Raw genomic sequence first — 20,472 nt, 5'->3', positions numbered from 1 at the left:
ATCGCCCGGCGGTTGTTTCACCGCGGGCGATGCGGTCATCCTCCATTGATCCACTTTTATTATAGCGCACGTTCCAACAATTTCGGCTTGGCAAAAATCATGCGACCGGCGGACGTTTGCAGGACACTGGTCACCAGGACGTCAATCCGTTCACCGATGTACTCACGGCCGCCTTCGATGACGATCATGGTGCCGTCATCGAGATAGGCGACACCTTGTCCATGCTCTTTTCCGTCCTTGATCACTTGGACGTTGATCTCTTCTCCCGGCAAGACAACCGGTTTGACCGCATTGGCCAGATCGTTGATGTTCAACACCTTGACACCCTGCAATTCGCACACTTTATTCAGGTTGAAGTCGTTGGTAACCACTTTCCCCGACAACACTTTGGCCAACTTGACCAGTTTGCTGTCCACTTCGGACACTTCGTCAAAATCGCCCTCGTAGATCAGCACTTCCATACGAAGTTCCTTTTGGATCTTGTTCAAAATGTCCAGACCGCGGCGGCCGCGGTTCCGTTTCAACACATCCGATGAATCCGCTATATGTTGCAGTTCTTCCAGCACAAAACTGGGGATGACCAACGTTCCTTCCAGAAAGCCGGTGCGGCAGATGTCAAAGATGCGACCATCGATGATCACACTGGTATCCAAGATTTTATGTTCAATATCCCGCGGTTCTTTTTTCTTTTGTTCCTTGCCTTGGCGACCCACCGTAAAAATGGATAAAAGTTCATCGCGCTTCTTGTAACCGACTCGAAATCCCAGATAACCCAACAACCCGGATACCAAAAACGGAAGGATGGACGAAATCCCAGGAATGGGCAGTTTGGACAACGGCGGTTCGATCAAAAATGCGACGATCAGTCCGAAGATGAGACCCAAGGCACCGAACAGGATATCTGCGGCCGGTATTTTCACCAACCGTTCCTCGCTCCATTTGATCCATTGCACGACATTGGTTGAAAGCCATATCGCCGACAGATACAGGAGGAGCGCCCCCAAAACGGCTCCGATGTAATGTGGTGCGGGTACGTCGCCGAAATTCAGGGGAGATTGGCGAAGCATCGCAAACAGCGCGGGACCCAACGTGTACCCCAACGTTGCGCCGGTCAATGCAAAGGCGAGATGCACAAATCGCTTCAACATGGGGCTTCACCTCCTTCTTATTACCCATTATAGACAATCCTTCGAAATGAAAACCCGGTTTCTGGGATTTTATTGTGAATCTTTCAGCCGGAGGCATTTTCGGTTGAACAAACCAATTCGTCAAGCAAAGAGAAAGCTTGTTCTTCATTCATTCCTTTGGCCAAAACCAATTCGCTGATCAAAATCTGGCGGGCGTTGTCCAACATCTTGCGTTCACCGGTGGATAATCCCTTTTCGCGATCCCTGAGCATCAAGCTTCTGACGACGTCTGCCACTTCGTAGATGTCCCCGCTTTTCATCTTGTCCATATTGGCGCGATATCGTCGATTCCAATTGGCCGTCAATCCCTTGTCCCGATTGCGCAAGCGGGCGATGACACGCTCAACGGTCTCCTCATCCACCACTTCACGCAATCCGATACTTTGCACATTGTTCATCGGGATCATCACTTTCATGTCCCCGATCGGCATGCGCATAACATAGTACTTCTTGCGTTCACCGAGAATCTCTTTCTCCTCGATCGATTCGATGATGCCTGCGCCATGCATCGGATATACCACCTTGTCGCCGATGTTGAACAATCAACCCACCTCCAAAGGGCAATATCTGTTTCCAAGATATCACATACCTGGGGAGATGTCAACAAATTTAAAAACATTATATTATCATACCTGACAAATTAGCGTCAATAGATTTTTTGACACAAACGCCCTGTTTGAATAAATTGACACCTCGTTTCCCTGACGGCTATAATGGGCATAGACATTTTCCAAACGTTACCTGACCCCATCTGACATATGTCCAAGCTCCACGAAAGAGGTGAAAACGATGGGCGACAGCCGCCTGACCTCGTTTCAAAAGCAGGTGTCGGACCTCTTGTTGCGCCACCGCAGTTTTCTCGATGTGACCTCCAAATTCCAGGATTCCACCTCACGCGTCAACCGCGCGCTGATGAAGGCCGTAACCGAATGCGGATGCATCGAAGTCCACGCCGCACGACAACCATTGGACTATGAGGCTTCGATTTCTGAATTGAAGGACAGATTCAAAACCCATTTATCCGGCTGCTTGTGCGACCATTGTCAAGATGTGGTCAAAGCGGAGATGGGAAAACACCTGTTTTATTTCACCGCCCTGTGCAATCTGCTGGAATTGCCCCTGGACGAGATCGTGCACCAGGAGTCGGACAAGCTGTCCACGCTTGGGGTGTTTAACCTGCGATAATCAGCAGGTTTAAGAGTATCGACTTTTTTCTATTATTCAAAAATATCAAGATCCGCGTGTATTATCATCAACGCGGTTTCCTCAAAAAAGGTTGCAAAATCCCATCACAACAGATAAAAAAAAGCCGCCAAGCAATCACTCGGCGACAAGACTCCGGACAACGTTCCGTGGAAAGAAAATCTGAGCCGTTCACGATTTGGGGGTCGACCGTCTTCCTGCTCGTTCGCGGGAAAATGGTCACCCTTATTCCGATTCTCTTCGAACTTTACGCTTTTGTTATTCTTCGACCGGTTCTTCCAAATCCTCTCTTCTCCGCTTCAGAATGGATTTTTTCATCAATCCGTAAAAAGCATACAGCGCAAGCGGTACAAACACGACTTTGGGAAACTGCTCCGGATATCGAATGGCGATAATCGCGACTAAAATCAGCAACAGCGGAGCCATCCAAAAGGAACTCCGCGGAATCCCGATTTTTTTGAAGTTGGGGTACTTGATCTGGCTGATCATCAAATACGACAACAGCAACATGCCCAATACCAACATCGGACGCTGAACCAGGTCACTGTACAGGGCCATCGTCGCCAACACGCCGCCCGCGGCCGTAATCGGCAGACCAATAAAATAGCCGGGGATCCCCGGTTGCACGTTGAATCGGGCTAACCGCAACGCACCGCAAATGGGGAACACCGCGGTGATGATCCATCCCCAGATATCGTATCCCTTCAAAACCGCTACATACATGATCAAAGCGGGGGCTACTCCGAAGGAGATGACATCGGACAGCGAATCAAGCTCTTTGCCGAACTCGCTCTGCGTGTTGAGCATGCGGGCCACCCGGCCGTCCAAACCGTCCAAAAACATACCGATAATGACCATGATCGCAGCATATTGCCACTCGCCCTGAACCGCGAGAATGATCGATATAATTCCTAAAAATAAGTTCCCGATAGTAAAAAAGCTGGGCAGTGCTCTGGCAAACATAGAAGGGAACCCCCCAAATCCTTTGAAATGCCGTTTCCGCGAACGAAAATAACACGTCATCTCCCTTCATAATTGGCAGGCTTTGTTGTGGTTTCATTCTAGGTTATTTAGATATGTCTGTCAATAAAGACCTGTTCCTGAATGCGCTTCAGCCCCTCCTTGATCGCCCGGGCCCGCACGTCTCCGATTCCCTCCACTTCGTCCAGCTCTTCGATCGTTGCCATCATCACGCGCGGCAACGAACCGAATTTATCGATCAGCTTTTGGATAATGGGGGCGGGAAGACGTGGAATTTTGTTCAGAATTCTGTAGCCTCGCGGAGAGACGGCCTCTTCCTGAATATTGATATTCGACGGATATCCCAAAATGCGTACAATGTTGCCGTGTTCCAACAATTCATCAGCAGACAGTTCCTTCAGTTCCTTCAACACATCTTCCGGTGAGATTTTATGCGGGTCATAACAGTAATCCTTGATCAGCCGATACGCTTCATCTTCAACATTGGCCACCAGCTCTTCCATCTGCATACTGATCAGACGGCCTTCCGTCCCCAGCTCGTTGATATAGGTCTGGATTTCACTCTTAATGCGCAATACCATCTCGATCCGCTGGATCACCATGGCCACTTCGTTTAACGTAACCAACTCTTCAAATTCCAATGCGCTCAGATTGGTCGTTGACTGGTCCAGTACGGATTTGTACTTCTCCAGCGTCTGGATGGCTTGATTGGCTTTGGTGAGAATGACACCGATATCCTTCAGCGCATAACGGAAGTTGCCCTGGTACAGCGTGATCACATTTCGCCGCTGGGAAATGGCGATGACCAGTTTATTCGTCTGCCGTGCTGTTCGTTGGGCCGTTCGGTGACGGATCCCCGTTTCCGTCGAAGGGATGGATGAACTGGGCACCAGTTGGGTGTTGGCATACAAAATGCGTTTCCCGTCGTCACTTAAAATGATGGCGCCATCCATTTTGGCCAGCTCATACAGGTGGGCGGCCGAAAACGGACTGTCAATGTGAAATCCACCGTCCACGATCTCCCGCACACTGTCATCATAGCCCACCACGATCAACGCCCCGGTCTTGGCCCCCAACACATTGTCCAATCCTTCACGGAATTGGGTTCCCGGAGCAACCATTCGTAACACACGGCTGACAAATTGATCCCTTTCGCTTTTTTCCCTCACTGATCCGACCCTCCCAACGCGACTTCCAATGCCTCTTCAACCGTCGAAACCCCGATCACTTCCAACCCGGCCGGCGGCGTCCAGCCTTTCCGGCTTTTCTCCGGAATGATGACTCGTCGAAAGCCCATTTGATGGGCTTCCGCCACCCGCTGTTCCATTCGGGAAACGCCCCGAACCTCACCGGTCAAACCCACTTCTCCGATGACGACGTCACGCGCTCCCGTCGGACGATCGCGAAAACTGGAAGCGATGCTGACAGCCACGGCCAGATCAGCGGCCGGTTCGTCCAAGCGCACGCCCCCCACCACATTGACGTATGCATCCTGATTTTGCAGAAACATGCCCAGACGCTTTTCCAACACAGCCAAAATCATGGCCACACGATGGTGGTCCACACCGGTTGCCATCCGTTTGGGGGTCGCAAAACTGGTAGGTGCCACCAACGCTTGCAATTCGACCAAAATCGGCCGTGTTCCTTCGACGCTCGCCGTTACGGCTGAACCGGCCACACCGGACGGGCGCTGGGACAAAAACATCTCAGAAGGATTGGATACTTCTGCCAATCCTTCTGACTTCATTTCAAATACGCCGATCTCGTTGGTAGAGCCAAACCGGTTTTTCACGGCCCGGAGCACGCGGTAGGTGTGATGCCGCTCGCCTTCAAAATACAACACCGCGTCCACCATATGCTCCAACAGCCGGGGACCTGCGATCGCGCCCGCTTTGGTGACGTGACCGACGATGATGACCGTGACTCCCCGTTCCTTGGCGAGTCGCATCAACTGTCCGGTACATTCCCGCACTTGCGCGACACTCCCGGGGGCCGATCCCAAGTCGGGATGGTATATCGTCTGGATGGAGTCGATTACCAGCACTTTCGGTTGTACTTGCTCTACCAGAGACTCCACGGCAGTCAGATCCGTTTCCGATGCCACCAGCAAACGCTCGTCCAACGCCCCGAGGCGGTCCGCACGCATTCGGGTCTGCTCCGCTGATTCTTCCCCTGAGACATAGAGCACCAAGACGCCGCGAACAGCCAACTGAAATGATGCTTGTAACAGCAACGTGGATTTGCCGATGCCCGGATCGCCCCCCACCAGGATGAGCGATCCCGGAACCACACCGCCGCCCAATACACGGTTCAGTTCGCGAATACCGGTGTCTGCACGGGTTTGCCTCACCTGTTCCACCCGTGTGATCGGAACAGCTTTCTGCTGTTTTTTACGGGATACACCGCCCCATCCTCCTGCTCGTGACCCGGTTGTTTCCCGTTCTTCCACCATGGTGTTCCATCCACCGCATCCGGGGCAGCGTCCCATCCATTTGGCCGATATATACCCGCATTCCTGACAGGCGAATTTGCTTTTCGTTTTTGCCACTTGGCGACCCCATCCATCGTCGATATTCATTCTCATTATAGCACGATCATTCGGGTTCGGCACGTTGGTCAGAAAACCGGAAGGCCCCTCGCTAGAGGGGCCGTGGCAACCGTCACTGCGTAGGCGACGGACTCAGTTCCGTTTTTTCCACCGTCAACTGACCGTCCTTCACATCGATTTTCACGGTATCACCCCGTTGAATTGTGCCGCGCAACAGCTCTTCGGAAAGCCGATCTTCGATGTGTTTTTGAATGGCGCGACGCAGCGGACGAGCACCGTATTGCGGGTCAAACCCGACTTTGGCCAAGTGTTTTTTGGCCTCGTCGGTCAGCACGAAGTCAATGTCCTGTTCTTTCAGGCGTTTACGCAGTTCCTCGGACATCAAAGTGACGATTTGTTGCAAATGCTCTTCTTTCAGAGAGTGGAACACAATGACATCGTCGATCCGGTTGAGGAACTCGGGACGGAAACTGCGTTTGAGTTCCTGCATCACATTTTCTTTCATGTTCTCGTAGCCGTCATTGTCACCCGTCGTGAACCCGAGCCGGGTGCTTTTGCGGATCGTGTCCGCTCCAACGTTGGAGGTCATGATGATCACGGTGTTGCGGAAGTCGACCAAACGTCCCTTGCCGTCGGTCAAACGACCGTCCTCCAACACTTGCAACAGGATATTGAACACTTCGGGATGCGCTTTTTCGATCTCGTCGAACAACACCACCGAATACGGTTTGCGCCGCACTTTTTCGGTCAATTGGCCGCCCTCTTCATATCCCACGTATCCCGGAGGTGCTCCGACCAACCGGCTGGTGGAGTGTTTCTCCATATACTCGGACATGTCGATGCGAATCATCGCATTTTCATCTCCGAACAGCGCTTCGGCCAGCGCCCGTGCCAATTCGGTTTTCCCCACACCGGTCGGACCGAGGAAGATGAAGGAGCCGATCGGACGCTTCGGATCTTTCAATCCCGCACGTGCCCGGCGAATTGCCCGGGAGACGGCTCTGACCGCTTCTTCCTGTCCGATGACGCGCTGATGGAGGATTTCTTCCATCTTCAACAGGCGCTCCGACTCTTCCTCGGCCAATTTGCGCACCGGAATACCCGTCCAATGCGAGACGATATCCGCGATGTCTTCGGCCGTCACCTCGGAATCGGTTTTGCCTTGATCGGCTTTCCACCGATTACGCGTCTCTTCCAATTCCTCACGCAGTTTTTGTTCCCGGTCGCGCAGGGATGCGGCTTTTTCAAACTCCTGGCTTTGCACGGCCGCATCTTTTTCCTTGCGCACTTCCTCCAATTTTTGCTCCAGCTCTTTCAACTCAGGCGGCACCGTATAGGAACGCAGACGGACACGGGAAGCCGCCTCGTCGATCAGGTCGATCGCTTTGTCCGGCAGGAACCGGTCAGTGATGTAACGATCGGACAGTTTCACCGCCGCTTCGATCGCTTCATCGGTGATCTTCACGCGGTGATGCGCTTCATAGCGGTCGCGCAGACCCTGCAGGATCAGAACAGCTTCCTCCGGTGTCGGCTCGTCAACCTGGATCGGTTGGAAGCGCCGTTCCAAAGCGGCATCTTTCTCGATGTATTTACGATACTCATCCAGCGTGGTGGCACCGATGCACTGCAGATCACCACGCGCCAGTGCCGGTTTCAGGATATTGGAGGCATCGATCGCTCCTTCCGCACCACCGGCGCCGATCAGCGTGTGCAGCTCGTCGATGAAAAGGATGATGTTGCCCGCCTGCCGGATCTCGTCCATGATTTTTTTCAGCCGATCCTCAAACTCCCCGCGGTATTTGGTGCCGGCAACCACGGTGCCCATGTCAAGCGTCATCACCCGCTTGCCCCGGAGGGTTTCCGGGATTTCACCGTCGACGATCTTTTGCGCCAGTCCTTCGGCGATCGCCGTTTTCCCGACACCGGGCTCCCCGATCAGAACCGGGTTGTTTTTGGTCCGCCGGGACAACACTTGGATCACCCGTTCAATTTCTTTGCTCCGCCCGATCACCGGGTCCAGGTTGCCCTCCCGGGCCGCTGCGGTCAAATCGCGGGCGAGGCTGTCCAACGTCGGTGTGTTGGCCCCGGCTCCCCCGCTTTGGTGGGAGGTAACGGCTTCATTGCTTCCCAACAGCTGCAGCACTTGCTGCCGTGCTTTATTCAGGCTGACGCCCAAATTGTTCAGCACACGTGCAGCCACTCCTTCACCCTCACGGATGAGGCCGAGCAGGATATGCTCCGTACCCACATAGGTATGACCCAGTTTGCGCGCTTCATCCATCGAGAGTTCAATCACCTTTTTCGCCCGGGGTGTATAGGCGATGTTGGTCGGTTGGCCCTGTCCCCTGCCAATGAGGGATTCCACTTCGTTTTGGATCTTTTCCAAGCCCAAACCCAGTCCGATCAGCGCCTTGGCGGCGATGCCTTCCCCTTCACGCACCAAACCGAGCAAAATATGCTCCGTACCGATATTGCTGTGACCCAAACGAACGGCTTCCTCCTGTGCCAGCGCCAACACCTTCTGTGCGCGTTCCGTGAATCGGCCAAACATCATCGTTCATCCACCTCACTTTAATTTTCGTCGTTGTGTTCGATAGCCAAACGTTCCCGGATCAATACCGCCCGACGAATATCCCGTTCGCCCGAGTCCAGACGCTGACCAGCGTATTGTTGCAAAAATCCGGGTTGGGTCATTACCATCAATTCATTCAGCACCGTAGCCGAAACGCCTTTGATCAACCCCAGGTCGATGCCCAACCGGACATCGGACAACCGGTGCATCGCCTCCTTGGAATCCATCACCCTGGCATGAGCGAGGATGCCGTAGGACCGGTGCACACGATCTTCCAGCTGGATCGGGGAAGATTCCAGCAACCTCCGGCGGGCCGACTGCTCCTGGTCGATAATCTGGCCGACCACGCTGACCAGATTATCGATGATCTCCTCTTCTTTCTGCCCCAATGTAACCTGGTTGGATACCTGGTAAAGGTTGCCCAGCGCCTCACTCCCCTCACCGTAGATTCCGCGTACGGCCAATCCGACTTGGGCAATCGCCTGAAACAGACGGTTCAGCTGCTGGGTCATGGCCAAGGCGGGCAAATGCAACATCACCGATGCCCGGATGGCCGTCCCCACATTGGTGGGACAGCTGGTCAAAAATCCGCAGTGTTCGTCAAATGCATACGACAGATGGTGTTCCAACGTATCATCGATATGATCGGCCAACTGCCAGGCTTGCTTCAGCTGAAATCCCGGGAACAGGCACTGAATGCGCAAATGATCCTCTTCGTTGATCATGATACTGACCGCTTCGTTTCCGCTTAAAATCACTGCACCGTGACGGGACTCTTCCGCCAGATGAGGGCTGATCAAATGCTTCTCCACCAACACGCGCTTCTGCAAGTCATTCAACGTGTCCATCCGGATCAATTCCGCGTCGCGAAAATACGGCTGTTCCTTCTCTTCCTGAAATGCTTCTTCAATCCGCCGTACCACTTCTTCTGACTGGGATGCGGTCGCCAGCATCGGGAAGGGAAGGCCGGCCAAATTTCGTGCGATGCGAACGCGAGAGCTGATCACGATGTCGGATTGGGGTCCTCCGCCTCGCATCCACTCGCTCATCGCGCTTTGGATAAAGCGTTGAAGCGACAACATTCTCCCTCCCTTTCAGCCTTCCAGTTTCCTCTGCAGGGCGCGGATCCGGTCACGCAGACGAGCCGCTTCCTCGAATGCTTCCCGGGCAACGCACTGCTTGAGCTGCTCCTTGAGCTGTTCGATTTCCCGCCGAATCTTTAACCGTCCCCCCGTTCGTTCCGGCACTTTGCCGCGGTGGCTGGTACTGCCGTGAACCCGGCGAAACAGCGGAATCAGTCGCTCCCCGAATGCTTGGTAACAATCACTGCATCCCAACCGTCCGATCTTGCTGAATTGCGTGTAGGTCAGTCCACACGTGGGACAACGGAGCGAACCGGACTGCACCGACTGCTTCGCCTGTCCGCCTTCCCCATAAGGAGCATCGAAATTGAGCAGTCCGGACAACAGTTGATGAATGGAAAATCCGTTTTCCATCATGGGGATCTGTTCCCCTTTTTCCTGGGCACAAACTTCACAGAGATGAAATTCCGTTTTCTCGCCGTTGACAATTTTGGTGTAATGAAGTGTCGCCGGCCGTTTTCCGCACTCTTGACATAGCATCGGCGTCACTCTCCTTTGTCCGCCATTAGAATCGCGACCCACGCCCGCATCATATCCGCCCGTACCTGGTCCCGAATATTGACGGGTAATGTCAGCACTTCGCGGGACACCGATTTGCGCAGCAACTTGGCTTCCCGCTCCGTGATGATGCCGTCATCCCGCAGACGGTCGATCACATCTTCCGCAGCCGCCTGATGGATCGAATGACCGATCTGTTTGAGCAACACATCGAAATAGGTGCGTTTGGAAGCGTGTTTCACTTTGCGAATGCGGATAAATCCACCCCCGCCCCGTTTGCTCTCCACCACGTACCCTTTTTCCAGGGTAAAACGGGTACTGATCACATAGTTGATTTGCGAAGGCACACATTGAAACAGATGAGCCAGTTCGCTTCTTTTTATCTCAATCGTCCCCGTCGGGCTTTCATTGAGAATTTTCTTCAGATGATGTTCGATGATGTCCGTGATGCATCTCATCGGACAACCTCCTGCTGACTTTGACTAACTTTGACCTTCTGACTTTATTATAATTCATTCCCATTTTTTCGCCAAGAGGGGAACAGCCGTCCTTCTCATTTTTTCTTGATCGCCGGCATTTCATACAATCTCTCATTTACTGGATTACCCGGAAACAACAGCCTTCACACCTTCCACTTGCCTCATTTTTTCAATCAAATCGCTTTCCGGGAATTTTTCCGGCATCCGAATCGTAAACACGATATCGATCATGTTCTCCTCCGGGTCCTCCTCCTCAATGGAGACCTTGCGGATGCTGGCACCGAACTGCGACAGGATTGTCGCCAAATCCCCCAATGTACCCGGCCGGTCCTTCACTCGGATGCGCAACGTTTTCAGACGTCGGGAGACAAACAGGAGATGTTCCACCCGGTTCAACAGTTCCAAACTGATCAGCGCCAGTGCGGTAGTCAATATGGCAGGGTAATAAAATCCCGCACCCGACGCCAGCCCGATGCCGGAGACCACCCACAACGAAGCGGCAGTGGTGAGTCCCGTCACCGAAAATCCGTGACGCAAAATCGTACCCGCTCCCAGAAACCCGATTCCGCTGACGACCTGGGCCGCCAACCGTGCCGGATCGGTCCTGACGTTGGGCTCATGTACAAACTCCGAAAAGCCGTAGATGGACAACAACATGATCAGCGCTGATCCCAAACTCACCAAAATATGGGTGCGAAAACCGGCGGGATGGTTGTTGTGTTCCCGCTCCCACCCGATCAAACCACCCAAAACAACCGCCAAAAACAACCGCAATGTCGCTTCTCCGATGGAAATCGACCATACATTCTCCATCCGTTTCCCCTCCTCATCCTCCTTAAATTCCGTCATTGTTTTTCCAAGGCGTTTTGGGTGAACGAATATCACCCACATCGCTCCCCGGCTCGGTGTGTCATGGCCGCTCCGACCCGGAGTGCAGACGCGGGCAAAGTGGGCTTCACTCGGAAGGAGTTGCCCGCGATTTCATTCCAGCGCGTTCCTGGTCCTCATCAGGCCGGGCAAGGGTTTTCGATCACCTGGCAAGTCTGCTCGCTCATGAATTTGGCAGACACCCTGACGTGATACACTCACCGGCAAACGAGCTTCCCCGTTTTTACTCTTTTTCAGATGAGTACTTTACCACGTCCAACAAAGTGGGGAACGAGTCGATCACCACATGCGCCCCTTCCAGCTCCTTTTCTCCGCTGAAACTGGGAAAACCGGCGTATCGACATCCGATGACCGTCAGACCGTTGTACAGACCGGCTTCCACATCCGAACTGCGGTCACCCACCATGTAACCGCCCGTCACCCCGTGTTCCTCCATCAGTATGCGAACCAACACCTTTTTTTCACGGGTCTGGTATTCACCCGCGGTATAGATGCCGGAAAACAGCGGAAGCAGCTCAAATGCCGTCAATACACCTTTCACATAGGGTAAAATGCCGTTACTGGCGATAAACAGACGCCATCCATCCCGCGCAAGCCTGTGCAGCGTCTCGTCCACACCGGGGTACAACGCTCCCATTCCCTGCCGCAAACAGTGCAACTCTTCCTCCAACATCCAGCGATCGGCCATTTGTTTGGTCTCTTCGTCAGCTCCGGGGAGCAATCGGTTCCAGATCTCTGTATGAGTGAGACCGAATACGGATTGAATCTCTTTATCGGTCGGTAAAGGCCCTTCATACCGACCCGACTGCAGCAATCGCTCAAATGCCCGGCGAAAAGCCGGTACCGCCACTTTCTCCGTTTGAAACAACGTTCCGTCCAAATCAAAAATCATGGCATGATGCGACATCGTTCCACGTCTCCCCTTTATCCATGTATATTTTGATCAACTTGACGATACCATACCGGGCGAGCGGAAAATAGGCAAGTCTATCATACGAGGAAAAAAGAACGTGGGATGGTTGACATTTCCTGGGACGATCGATAAAATAAAATCGTTGGTCAGTCATCGTTTTTCGTTACTGAGGAGGAAAGGGAAGTCGCCGACATGAGAAGCTTCCGATTCACTGTTCCACCCTCTTTCCAATCAACGGCAAGTGGGACAATCGTATCATATATTCCCACCGGCGACCTCGACGGATGATCTGAGATTTCCTCCTTTGACCCATGGTATCTTGCACCCCCGCCACAGGGCGAGCGGCCTGTGGCTTTTTTTACGTTTGCATGCACATCGCCACAGGCCTGCCAGCTTGTGGCATTTTCTTTGGGAAAGGAGTGAACGTGCTCATGACTCAAACCGTTTCAACCCCGGAACATCCTGTCCTCCGTCAAGCCGATGAAGATGTCGCCATCCATTGTCAGCATGTCAGCAAACGGTTTGTGGAAACAGTGGAAGGCAGCCGACGCTGGTCCAACTGGTTTCGCGGGGAACGACGGATGATCAAAGCGGTGAATGACGTATCGTTCACGGTTCGGCGAGGAGAAATCTTCGGTTTATTGGGACCGAACGGATCAGGTAAATCGACACTGATCCGATTGCTGTCAACACTCCTGTTTCCCGACAGTGGTACATTGACCGTTTTCGGCAAGGATGTCGTACATCATCAGCACGAAGTGCGCCGGTGGATCAACCGGGTCTCGGTGGAGGCATCCTTTTTCAAAAAGCTGTCGGCGATGGAAAACCTGCGGTATGCCGCCCGGTTGTACGGATTGCCCGTAAAGGAAGGAGAAAAACGGGCGATGCAGATTCTTCGACGGCTGGGAATTCGGGAAAACAAGGCACACACGCCGTTGGAGAATCTCTCCCGGGGGATGCAGCAAAAAGTGGCAATCGCCCGGGCGCTGATGACCTCCCCGGTGCTGGTTCTGCTGGATGAACCCACGACGGGGCTGGACCCCAAATCGAAACGGGATGTGCAGGCATACATCAAGGAAGTGATGCAAACGCATGATGCAACCATGATTTTGACCACACATGATATGGAAGAAGCGGAATCATTGTGCGACCGGATCGCCATCATCGACCAAGGACGCATCATCGCCTTGGACACGCCCGACGGTTTAAAACGACTCGTCGGAACCGACTCGATGGAAACCGTCTTTTTTGAACTGACGGGAAAAGATTGGGAGGAGGCGTTGGCCGATGAAGACATGGATGCGTGAGTGGAACGCCGCTTATGCGTTTGTCGAGCGCAGCTTCCGTCTGATCCGGCGCTATCTGGCTTGGGAAGTCGTGTTTCTCTTCTATAATATCATCAATACCCTGACGATTGGATTGATCGGACTGACCATGCAGGGTGCGCCCAACCAAGAGGAAATGGTGCTGTATCTGGTGATCGGCGCGCTTTTCTGGGGATTCATGTCCGTACTGTTCGAAGAGGTGGCCAACTCCATCACGTGGGAACGATGGGAAGGAACCATCGAATACACGTTTATGGCACCGATCCGCCGCATCACGCACTTGGCGGGGATGTGCCTGTTCGCACTGCTGTACGGAACCATCCGATCCGTGATCGTCTTGGCCATTGTGGCTCTCTTTTTTGACCTGCCTTTGGCACAGGCGGATTTCCCTGCCGCACTGGTCGTACTGGCGGTTGCCAGCCCCGCTTTTATGGGTTTGGGCCTGATTGCGGCAGTCCTTCCCCTGTTGTCCCCCGAACGCGGAACACAGGCAACGCATATCATCCAGGGTATCATCCTGCTCGTCTCCGGTGTGTACTATCCCATCGACGTATTGCCCAAATGGCTTCACCCCCTGTCCGTCCTCTCCCCCGCAACCTATGCGCTGGATGCGGCACGGGACGCCATCCTGCACGGAACCGGTGTCATCGCACTGTTGCCGAAATTGGGTATTCTGTTGTTGATCGGCATCGTACTGGTTCCGATGGGATTGTGGATCTTCCTGCAGGCGGAACGTTATGCGATGCGCACGGGCAAGCTGAAGCGAAATGGGTGACCTGCCCCACACTGCGAAGCACCGGAGGCACTCCCTTTGGCAGTCGTGGGCTTCCCGCTTGATCCGGCGTGGCAGCCCACATCCATCCACGATCGCTTCGTCCAAGCCTACTAGTTTTTGAAACCAAGCTCACGCTTCAACTCTTCCAGGCTAGTCCAATCTTTGTCTTCTCGGTTCCGTTTCAGCTGCTCCAGCTCTTCAGGTGTCAAGTGCTCGTCGTCCTTGGGGAGTATGTCCCATAACTTGTCCCATAGCTGATTTTTAATTTCCTCATCAGAGTAGCCCATTTCCCTTAGCTTTTTAATTGCTTGTTTCATGTCGTTGGCCATGGGTATCCTCCTAAAAACCGCCGGGGAGTAATCCCCGACGGTACAATCAGTTAGTAACAAGGTTGTTTTCCAAATCAAAAACGGGTTCAGTCCCTTGCTTTTCTACGGGTTTGAAGTATGCCTTGACCCCCAGGGCTTTCATCACTCGCTCCAACTTGGAAACCGAGATGCCATGGTACTCATTCCGCTCATCCATTGATACCTGAGCGGGAGATACACCAAGCTTTTTGGCCAGATCTCTCTGAGTCATCCCCCTATAGATTCGAAATGCAATCAGCATCTTACCTAAATCGTGCTCGATTCCGCTAAAATCCCCTCTTTTGATTCGTTCATACAGCTCAACTTCCCATTTCTTCTGTTCGTGGATCGCCATACCTGCTGCCATCAGGTTCTTGATTTCGTTATCGGAAAAGCCTTTTTCCTTTAGTTTGTTGATCTGATCTTGAATGGCCGCTTTTTCGGTTTCGACCATTTGTTTTGTTCTTTTGTACTCCTGTTCCGTTTTGATCACAGAAGTCACCCCTTTATCAATTTGACAATGCCTTTGCCGGTTCCCGCTCTAGTTTGCCGGAAAAACTGGGGAAATGGCGGGTGAGGAAAGTTCAGGTGGATCTCCTCACAATGCGGGTACAATTCAATCCGGTACTTATGCCACATAAGCGGTTTTGGTGGCCCACCATGGTAGCGAACCCTTTTTGTGATATCACATAAATCATCCTCAGCTGCTTCTTTTAAAGCCTTGAATTTAGAGCCATCCGCTATAGAACGAGCATCGCATACGTAATAACCGTCTATATCTCCTGGGCGGGGTTTGTTTGTTACAAAAGATCCGTTTATATAGGATCTCTTCGATTCCCACGCGCATGGGAAGTAAACACAAACTCGATGTCTTTGTGCCGGTGATCGTTCAATTGTTCTTGGAGATATTCAAAGAGCGGTTTTCGAGCCTGATTCAACAGATCTCTGTTACGAGTGTTTTGAGGCAAAAATAAAAGGCGTAGAATGAACCACGCCAATGAAAGATGAAGGAGCATGTGCTGGAAGGGAACTTTCCCGAGTAGAGGAACTCGGGGTTTACTTATATACAATATGACACAATGGCATGAAGAGATTGGGCCGACTATGAAAATCCACATTAACAGCGTTTCACCTGTCCCCTCGGGGTTCGCTTGGTATATTTCTCTTTCGCGGAACGGATCAACCAAGAGACCGTGGAAAGTCCCCCCGTGGGAAATTCCCTTTGTGTACGCATGGGGTGTGGCCAACCGAAGTCCTTACGTACCCATACCGGATATCAACATATGCGTTACTCCCATTAACAATACCAACACCAGCATCAGACCGAAATACATCACGCCATATACGAAACGCGTCCGGCCAGAGACTTGATAATATTCCGCACTCTTGCGCAACGACGGATCTTCCTCAACGGACGGAACATATTCGGCTTCCAGCCGCAGACGGATGAGGGGTTGACCGGTATCATCCGTAACGCGGTCGGCTCCGGTCATCCGCACCTCCTCAAACCGCCCCTTCATCCCTTCAAATTGAAAGATTTCTCCCACACCCGGATAATTGACAGAACACACGTGTTCCCGATCCGCCACCCGACAATACTGCACATGGGGCAAGACCCGCTGATGAGACTCAGCCGGTATCCAGACATGCGCCTCCTCCCAGCGACTTTCCGGCACAAACGCCTCCACGGCGATCTTCCTGGGCTTATTGCGCCTGTCGGAGAGAAAGGACGACCACAATTCCCATGCAAACAGCAACCAGATCACCAACAACAACGGGCTGAACGTCACGATCACCAAGACGAGGCCGGCAACGAGTCCCACCACCCACAACCAACGGGAGATGGCACTGACGATCCGCCCGCCGTCCAAGGGATGAATCGGCAACAGGTTGAACAAATTGAGCAAAAATCCCACCTGCGCAATCGAGTAGAGCGGTTCGTATCCGGTCGCCACACCGATCGCCAAACACAACACCGCGCCGATGGTACCCACGAATGGACCGCCGTAGGCAATATAAGCCTCAGTCACGGCATCGGCGGGCATTTTCCGCATCATGATCAACGCTCCCACAAACGGGATGAATGAGGGTGCAGACACGGGCAATCCTTTCCTGCGCGCCGCCCACACATGCCCCATCTCGTGGACGAGCATCATTGCCACCAATCCGAGAGCAAACGTCCACGGATAAAACAGGGCATACGCGCCGATGGACAAAAGCATGGTCCAGACGGTTCCGCCCGCTTTTCCCAGTTTGAGAATCGGGAGCAGAAACTTGAGCTTCCCACCCAAACCGATCAAAAGCGCGATCAATCCGCCCCACCATGTTTTTTTCATGCCGCTGTTCCTGGTATCACGGTGTGCCAAGCGCTTACTCCTCCTTATCCGTCACTGCAATCGCCTCTCCCATTCCATGTTATCACAAGTTTCGACTTTTCACGCATAACAATCCGGGCCGAGCGTGCTTGACCGAAAGCCGACAATTTCCGGGTCGAACAAGTCCAACCCCCTTTTTTTAAAGTATCCCGCCTTGTCGACTCGGTCTGTCTTTCATGTTATATTTATTGACATAGGAAAAATATCTGCATTTTGCGAAAAGGAGGGGATCACCTCCCATGTTCCGTTTTTTGAAAGAAGTTGGGCGCGGGCCCAGAGGGAAACGCGATTTGACCTATAAAGAAGCATGGGATGCGGCCCGGTGTATTTTGTCGGGAGAGGCGACACCGGCCCAGATCGGCGCTTTTTTGATCGCCCTGCGTCTGAAGACGGAATCCCCTGATGAGATCGTCGCTTTTGTTCATGCGCTGAAAGAAAAAAGCCGACATCATGCCTTGCCGGAATCGCTGGATTGTGCCGGACCTTATGACGGCAGGAGCAAATCGTTTTTCGCCACACTCCCCGCCGCATTTATCGCGGCCGCCTGTGGTTTGTCGATCACATTGCACGCCAGCGCCTCCCTGCCACCGAAATATGGCATCAGTCTGTTGGATGTGATGAATGGGATGAATATCCCCTGTGAACAGCTTACTCCTGAGCATTGGATCGAAGCTGCCGATCGGGTTGGGGTCCTGTTCGTTCATACGGAACAATGGTGTCCGCCACTCGCTCGTATTCGCCCTTATCGGGAGGAGGTGGGCTTGCGGACGTTGTTCAACAATGCGGAGAAATTGCTTCGTCTTTCTGATTCGCCCTATTTGGCCCTCGGTGTTTTTCACCGGAGCGCTCTGACCAAAATGGTGCAGGTGCTCACCCGGTTGCCGCTGAAGCGGGGATTGATCGTGCAGGGGATGGAAGGTTCGGAAGATCTCCCGGTGAATCGCGATACCCGTTCACTTTTGATCGATCGGGGAAACGTGGAGGAAACGGTCCTCTCTCCCGGTGATTATGACATGTCCGCAGAGTTGCCGGATGAAACGTGGACAGCACAAAGACAGGCCGAAATCACCAAGGATGTGTTGAAAGGGGACGCCGATCCTGCATGGATTCACATGGCGGTATGGAACGCGGGCATTCGGTTGTGGCTGGCCGAAAAGTGCGATTCCCTGGGGGATGGTGTAGCCGCGGCTCGTGCGGCACTGGAAAGCGGAAGGGCAGCGCAGTCTTTCAGACAATGGATCGACATGCTCTGTGGTGTTGATGTTGCTTAAAAAAAATCTGGCAACGGTGCCAGATCTCAAATACTCATATCTAGAAACCTGCTGACAATGTGGTCGCAGTGCCAGTCTTGCGCGGATCGATGACCACGATTGTCGCTCCGTTGGCTTTGGCCTTCCGGAAATATGGCATCATTGTCGGCTGACACTCGGCAATATTGGCTCCGGCGATCAAAATGCACCGGGCGAGGGGCAAATCGGACAGCGGATTGGTCAATCCCCGGTCAATGCCGAAAGCCCGCTGAGAGGCCGCAGCTGCCGAAGACATGCGTATCGACCGTTGTAGTCGATATACCGGTACCCAAGGCGAGCCGTGCCATTTTTCCCAATAGATACGTCTCTTCATTGGTCATGGAGCCGCCGCCGAACACCCCGACGGCATCCCGTCCCCACTGTCGTTGCAAACCGCCGATGTTCCTGGCGAACCACCGAAGCGCCGTCCGCCACGTCACCGGCACCCATCTCCCGCCGCTTTTGAGCAGGGGCGTGGTCAACCGCTGGTTGTGCCACACATGGGCGGGGGCATGTATACCTTTGACACACAACTTTCCGCCGGTGACCGGGTCCTCCTTGTTGGGACTGACCGTACGGTTCACAACGGCAAAACGCCCACGATCCTCATGAAGCCACTTGGTGCACTGCATACTGCAATAGGGACACTGTGTAAGATCGGAACGCGTCGTTGACTGACTCCGGTTTTGATTGCGAAAATGATCGAGAAACCCCTTCATATCCCATCCCGCCTCACGCCGCAATGTTGCCGACCGACGATTCACCAGCCCACTCACGACGCCAACGCCGGCTGACCACCCACATCGAGATGAATGCCAATGCCACCACGCCCGCAATCGCCCACAAACCGGCAGCGTAGGTCCCGGTCATGTCCTTGAGCGCACCCAAACCAAACGGAAGATAAAATCCGCCGATGCCACCGGCCGCACCCACCATTCCGGTGATCACGCCGATCTCCTTGGCAAACCGCTGGGGCACCAACTGGAATACGGCACCATTGCCCATGCCCAGCCCCATCATCATCATGATCAAGAGTCCCATCATCCAGCCAAACGGCGGCAATTGAGCAGCATAGGCCACCAGACAGGTAATGACGGAAAAGAGAATCAGCAGCATACGAATTCCGCCGATGCGATCTGCCAGCCAACCGCCGATCGGACGGACAAAGCTGCCCGCAAACACGCAAGCCGTCACAAAACCGGACGCCTGTATCTGGTTCAGCCCGTACAGATCATGAATCAGGATCGGCAAGAAACTGGAAAAACCGACGAAACCGCCAAACGTGACGCTGTAAAAAAAGCAAAACAGCCACGCATCTTTTTCTTTCCATACAGCAAAATACGAATGGAGCGGTTGGGCCGGCGGTTGATCAGGCGCGTCCTTTGCAAAAAGAGCAAAAATGATCATGACCAGTCCGATCGGGATCATCGCCAATCCGAACACGGCATGCCAACTGCCAAACGTTTCCGCCAACCGGGGAGCAAACCACACGGCAAACACGGTACCGCTGTTGCCAGCCCCGGCAATGCCCATCGCCAACCCCCGGTATTCCGGCGGATACCAACGACTGGCCAACGGAATGGCTGCAGCAAAACTGGCACCGGCAATCCCCAGCAGGAAGCCGGCGGCAAACACCTGCGGCAAATTGGTACCCGTCAACCACAGTAAACAAAGCGGCACCATCGTGACGGCCATTCCGATCAGACCGGTGCGCTTGGCACCGATCCGGTCGGTCAAAAGACCCATGACAATCCGAAAAATGGAGCCGCCCAGGATCGGCACCGCCACCATCAGTCCTTTTTGTGTGGCATTCAAATTGAGATCCTGCGCCACCAACACACCCAAAGCCCCCAACAGTACCCACACCATGAAACTGACATCAAAATACAAAAACGCGGACAACAAACTGGGCAAATGTCCAGCTCTGAAAAATGAGCGCACTGTTTGTCC

22 protein-coding genes are annotated in these 20,472 nt (G+C 53.3%); 4 read left to right on the top strand and 18 right to left on the bottom strand.

Features of this window, described 5'->3' with window-relative positions:
* Positions 1 to 59 precede the first annotated feature (59 nt).
* Both JQC72_RS06885 and JQC72_RS06880 read right to left on the bottom strand, forming a co-directional pair.
* A complete protein-coding gene (locus JQC72_RS06885) occupies positions 60 to 1,148 on the bottom strand; it encodes a PIN/TRAM domain-containing protein (RefSeq protein ID WP_205494086.1) in 1,089 nt (362 codons plus the stop codon).
* Between the two features lie 83 nt (positions 1,149 to 1,231).
* The gene (locus JQC72_RS06880; RefSeq protein ID WP_205494085.1) at positions 1,232 to 1,729 is read right to left on the bottom strand and encodes a CarD family transcriptional regulator; all 498 of its coding nucleotides are present in this window, start codon (positions 1,727 to 1,729) and stop codon (positions 1,232 to 1,234) included.
* Between the two features lie 247 nt (positions 1,730 to 1,976).
* Between JQC72_RS06880 and JQC72_RS06875 the strand changes: the two genes are divergently transcribed.
* A complete protein-coding gene (locus JQC72_RS06875) occupies positions 1,977 to 2,372 on the top strand; it encodes a DUF1573 domain-containing protein (RefSeq protein WP_205494084.1) in 396 nt (131 codons plus the stop codon).
* Between the two features lie 276 nt (positions 2,373 to 2,648).
* On the opposite strand, the gene pssA is transcribed toward JQC72_RS06875, so the two are convergent.
* From pssA to JQC72_RS06830, 9 genes are all read right to left on the bottom strand, one after another.
* Positions 2,649 to 3,353 (bottom strand): CDP-diacylglycerol--serine O-phosphatidyltransferase, encoded by a 705-nt coding sequence (gene pssA / locus JQC72_RS06870; protein WP_205494083.1) that lies wholly within the window; start codon positions 3,351 to 3,353, stop codon positions 2,649 to 2,651.
* A 107-nt stretch (positions 3,354 to 3,460) separates the two neighbouring features.
* Complete coding sequence (disA, locus tag JQC72_RS06865; protein ID WP_205494081.1) at positions 3,461 to 4,540, bottom strand: DNA integrity scanning diadenylate cyclase DisA; 1,080 nt, start codon at positions 4,538 to 4,540, stop codon at positions 3,461 to 3,463.
* Positions 4,537 to 5,919, bottom strand: a complete 1,383-nt coding sequence (gene radA / locus JQC72_RS06860) for a DNA repair protein RadA (RefSeq protein ID WP_205494078.1) — start codon at positions 5,917 to 5,919, stop codon at positions 4,537 to 4,539. Before radA ends, disA begins: the two co-directional genes overlap by 4 nt.
* Positions 5,920 to 6,031: 112 nt before the next feature.
* A complete protein-coding gene (locus JQC72_RS06855) occupies positions 6,032 to 8,473 on the bottom strand; it encodes an ATP-dependent Clp protease ATP-binding subunit (RefSeq protein ID WP_205494069.1) in 2,442 nt (813 codons plus the stop codon).
* A gap of 17 nt (positions 8,474 to 8,490) precedes the next feature.
* A complete protein-coding gene (gene mcsB, locus JQC72_RS06850) occupies positions 8,491 to 9,573 on the bottom strand; it encodes a protein-arginine kinase McsB (RefSeq protein WP_419179847.1) in 1,083 nt (360 codons plus the stop codon).
* Positions 9,574 to 9,585: 12 nt separating this feature from the next.
* Positions 9,586 to 10,113, bottom strand: coding sequence for a protein-arginine kinase activator protein McsA (gene mcsA, locus JQC72_RS06845; RefSeq protein ID WP_205494065.1), 528 nt, complete (start codon positions 10,111 to 10,113; stop codon positions 9,586 to 9,588).
* Between the two features lie 5 nt (positions 10,114 to 10,118).
* A complete protein-coding gene (locus tag JQC72_RS06840; protein WP_205494064.1) occupies positions 10,119 to 10,589 on the bottom strand; it encodes a CtsR family transcriptional regulator in 471 nt (156 codons plus the stop codon).
* Positions 10,590 to 10,733: 144 nt separating this feature from the next.
* Positions 10,734 to 11,423, bottom strand: coding sequence for an MgtC/SapB family protein (locus JQC72_RS06835; RefSeq protein WP_205494063.1), 690 nt, complete (start codon positions 11,421 to 11,423; stop codon positions 10,734 to 10,736).
* 298 nt (positions 11,424 to 11,721) lie between these two features.
* Positions 11,722 to 12,405 (bottom strand): HAD family hydrolase, encoded by a 684-nt coding sequence (locus tag JQC72_RS06830; protein WP_205494062.1) that lies wholly within the window; start codon positions 12,403 to 12,405, stop codon positions 11,722 to 11,724.
* Between the two features lie 437 nt (positions 12,406 to 12,842).
* Here JQC72_RS06830 and JQC72_RS06825 point away from each other — a divergent pair, with 437 nt between their 5' ends.
* Together JQC72_RS06825 and JQC72_RS06820 are read left to right on the top strand one after the other, a co-directional pair.
* Positions 12,843 to 13,718 carry an ABC transporter ATP-binding protein gene (locus tag JQC72_RS06825; RefSeq protein ID WP_205494061.1) on the top strand — a complete coding sequence of 292 codons (876 nt, stop codon included), beginning with the start codon at positions 12,843 to 12,845 and terminating at the stop codon, positions 13,716 to 13,718.
* Positions 13,699 to 14,511 carry an ABC transporter permease gene (locus tag JQC72_RS06820; protein ID WP_205494060.1) on the top strand — a complete coding sequence of 271 codons (813 nt, stop codon included), beginning with the start codon at positions 13,699 to 13,701 and terminating at the stop codon, positions 14,509 to 14,511. Before JQC72_RS06825 ends, JQC72_RS06820 begins: the two co-directional genes overlap by 20 nt.
* A 110-nt stretch (positions 14,512 to 14,621) precedes the next feature.
* On the opposite strand, the gene JQC72_RS06815 is transcribed toward JQC72_RS06820, so the two are convergent.
* The 4 genes from JQC72_RS06815 to JQC72_RS06805 form a co-directional block, all read right to left on the bottom strand.
* Positions 14,622 to 14,840, bottom strand: coding sequence for a hypothetical protein (locus tag JQC72_RS06815; RefSeq protein WP_205494059.1), 219 nt, complete (start codon positions 14,838 to 14,840; stop codon positions 14,622 to 14,624).
* Positions 14,841 to 14,886: 46 nt separating this feature from the next.
* The gene (locus tag JQC72_RS16730) at positions 14,887 to 15,351 is read right to left on the bottom strand and encodes a helix-turn-helix domain-containing protein (protein ID WP_205494058.1); all 465 of its coding nucleotides are present in this window, start codon (positions 15,349 to 15,351) and stop codon (positions 14,887 to 14,889) included.
* Between the two features lie 5 nt (positions 15,352 to 15,356).
* Complete coding sequence (locus JQC72_RS16850) at positions 15,357 to 15,677, bottom strand: DUF6932 family protein (RefSeq protein ID WP_419179849.1); 321 nt, start codon at positions 15,675 to 15,677, stop codon at positions 15,357 to 15,359.
* A 437-nt stretch (positions 15,678 to 16,114) separates the two neighbouring features.
* Positions 16,115 to 17,224, bottom strand: a complete 1,110-nt coding sequence (locus JQC72_RS06805; RefSeq protein ID WP_302104581.1) for a site-2 protease family protein — start codon at positions 17,222 to 17,224, stop codon at positions 16,115 to 16,117.
* 248 nt (positions 17,225 to 17,472) lie between these two features.
* Here JQC72_RS06805 and JQC72_RS06800 point away from each other — a divergent pair, with 248 nt between their 5' ends.
* On the top strand, positions 17,473 to 18,504 hold the full coding sequence (locus tag JQC72_RS06800) for an anthranilate phosphoribosyltransferase (protein WP_205494056.1): 1,032 nt from the start codon (positions 17,473 to 17,475) through the stop codon (positions 18,502 to 18,504).
* Between the two features lie 40 nt (positions 18,505 to 18,544).
* Here the strand turns inward: JQC72_RS06800 and JQC72_RS06795 are convergent, their stop codons facing one another.
* Genes JQC72_RS06795 through JQC72_RS06785 form a run of 3 tightly spaced genes read right to left on the bottom strand, consistent with a single transcriptional unit; the run spans position 18,545 to position 20,463 of the window.
* Entirely contained in the window at positions 18,545 to 18,778 is a 234-nt protein-coding gene (locus JQC72_RS06795) for a molybdopterin-dependent oxidoreductase (RefSeq protein ID WP_205494055.1), read from the bottom strand.
* Positions 18,735 to 19,241 carry a molybdopterin-dependent oxidoreductase gene (locus JQC72_RS06790; RefSeq protein WP_205494054.1) on the bottom strand — a complete coding sequence of 169 codons (507 nt, stop codon included), beginning with the start codon at positions 19,239 to 19,241 and terminating at the stop codon, positions 18,735 to 18,737. The genes JQC72_RS06795 and JQC72_RS06790 overlap by 44 nt, the downstream gene beginning before the upstream one ends.
* A 13-nt stretch (positions 19,242 to 19,254) precedes the next feature.
* Positions 19,255 to 20,463, bottom strand: a complete 1,209-nt coding sequence (locus JQC72_RS06785; protein ID WP_335342414.1) for a nitrate/nitrite transporter — start codon at positions 20,461 to 20,463, stop codon at positions 19,255 to 19,257.
* Positions 20,464 to 20,472: the final 9 nt, after the last annotated feature.

Source organism: Polycladomyces zharkentensis (genome assembly GCF_016938855.1).
Classification (GTDB): domain Bacteria; phylum Bacillota; class Bacilli; order Thermoactinomycetales; family JIR-001; genus Polycladomyces; species Polycladomyces zharkentensis.
This window is presented reverse-complemented; position numbering and strand designations above follow the sequence as displayed.

Coding starts and splice junctions, on each gene's coding strand:
- JQC72_RS06885 (WP_205494086.1), bottom strand. CDS start 1,148: ATGTTGAAGCGATTTGTGCATCTCGCCTTTGCATTGACCGGCGCAACG.
- JQC72_RS06875 (WP_205494084.1), top strand. CDS start 1,977: ATGGGCGACAGCCGCCTGACCTCGTTTCAAAAGCAGGTGTCGGACCTC.
- pssA (WP_205494083.1), bottom strand. CDS start 3,353: ATGTTTGCCAGAGCACTGCCCAGCTTTTTTACTATCGGGAACTTATTT.
- JQC72_RS06855 (WP_205494069.1), bottom strand. CDS start 8,473: ATGATGTTTGGCCGATTCACGGAACGCGCACAGAAGGTGTTGGCGCTG.
- mcsB (WP_419179847.1), bottom strand. CDS start 9,573: ATGTTGTCGCTTCAACGCTTTATCCAAAGCGCGATGAGCGAGTGGATG.
- mcsA (WP_205494065.1), bottom strand. CDS start 10,113: ATGCTATGTCAAGAGTGCGGAAAACGGCCGGCGACACTTCATTACACC.
- JQC72_RS06840 (WP_205494064.1), bottom strand. CDS start 10,589: ATGAGATGCATCACGGACATCATCGAACATCATCTGAAGAAAATTCTC.
- JQC72_RS06835 (WP_205494063.1), bottom strand. CDS start 11,423: ATGGAGAATGTATGGTCGATTTCCATCGGAGAAGCGACATTGCGGTTG.
- JQC72_RS06830 (WP_205494062.1), bottom strand. CDS start 12,405: ATGTCGCATCATGCCATGATTTTTGATTTGGACGGAACGTTGTTTCAA.
- JQC72_RS06825 (WP_205494061.1), top strand. CDS start 12,843: ATGACTCAAACCGTTTCAACCCCGGAACATCCTGTCCTCCGTCAAGCC.
- JQC72_RS06820 (WP_205494060.1), top strand. CDS start 13,699: ATGAAGACATGGATGCGTGAGTGGAACGCCGCTTATGCGTTTGTCGAG.
- JQC72_RS06815 (WP_205494059.1), bottom strand. CDS start 14,840: ATGGCCAACGACATGAAACAAGCAATTAAAAAGCTAAGGGAAATGGGC.
- JQC72_RS06800 (WP_205494056.1), top strand. CDS start 17,473: ATGTTCCGTTTTTTGAAAGAAGTTGGGCGCGGGCCCAGAGGGAAACGC.
- JQC72_RS06795 (WP_205494055.1), bottom strand. CDS start 18,778: ATGTCTTCGGCAGCTGCGGCCTCTCAGCGGGCTTTCGGCATTGACCGG.
- JQC72_RS06790 (WP_205494054.1), bottom strand. CDS start 19,241: ATGAAGGGGTTTCTCGATCATTTTCGCAATCAAAACCGGAGTCAGTCA.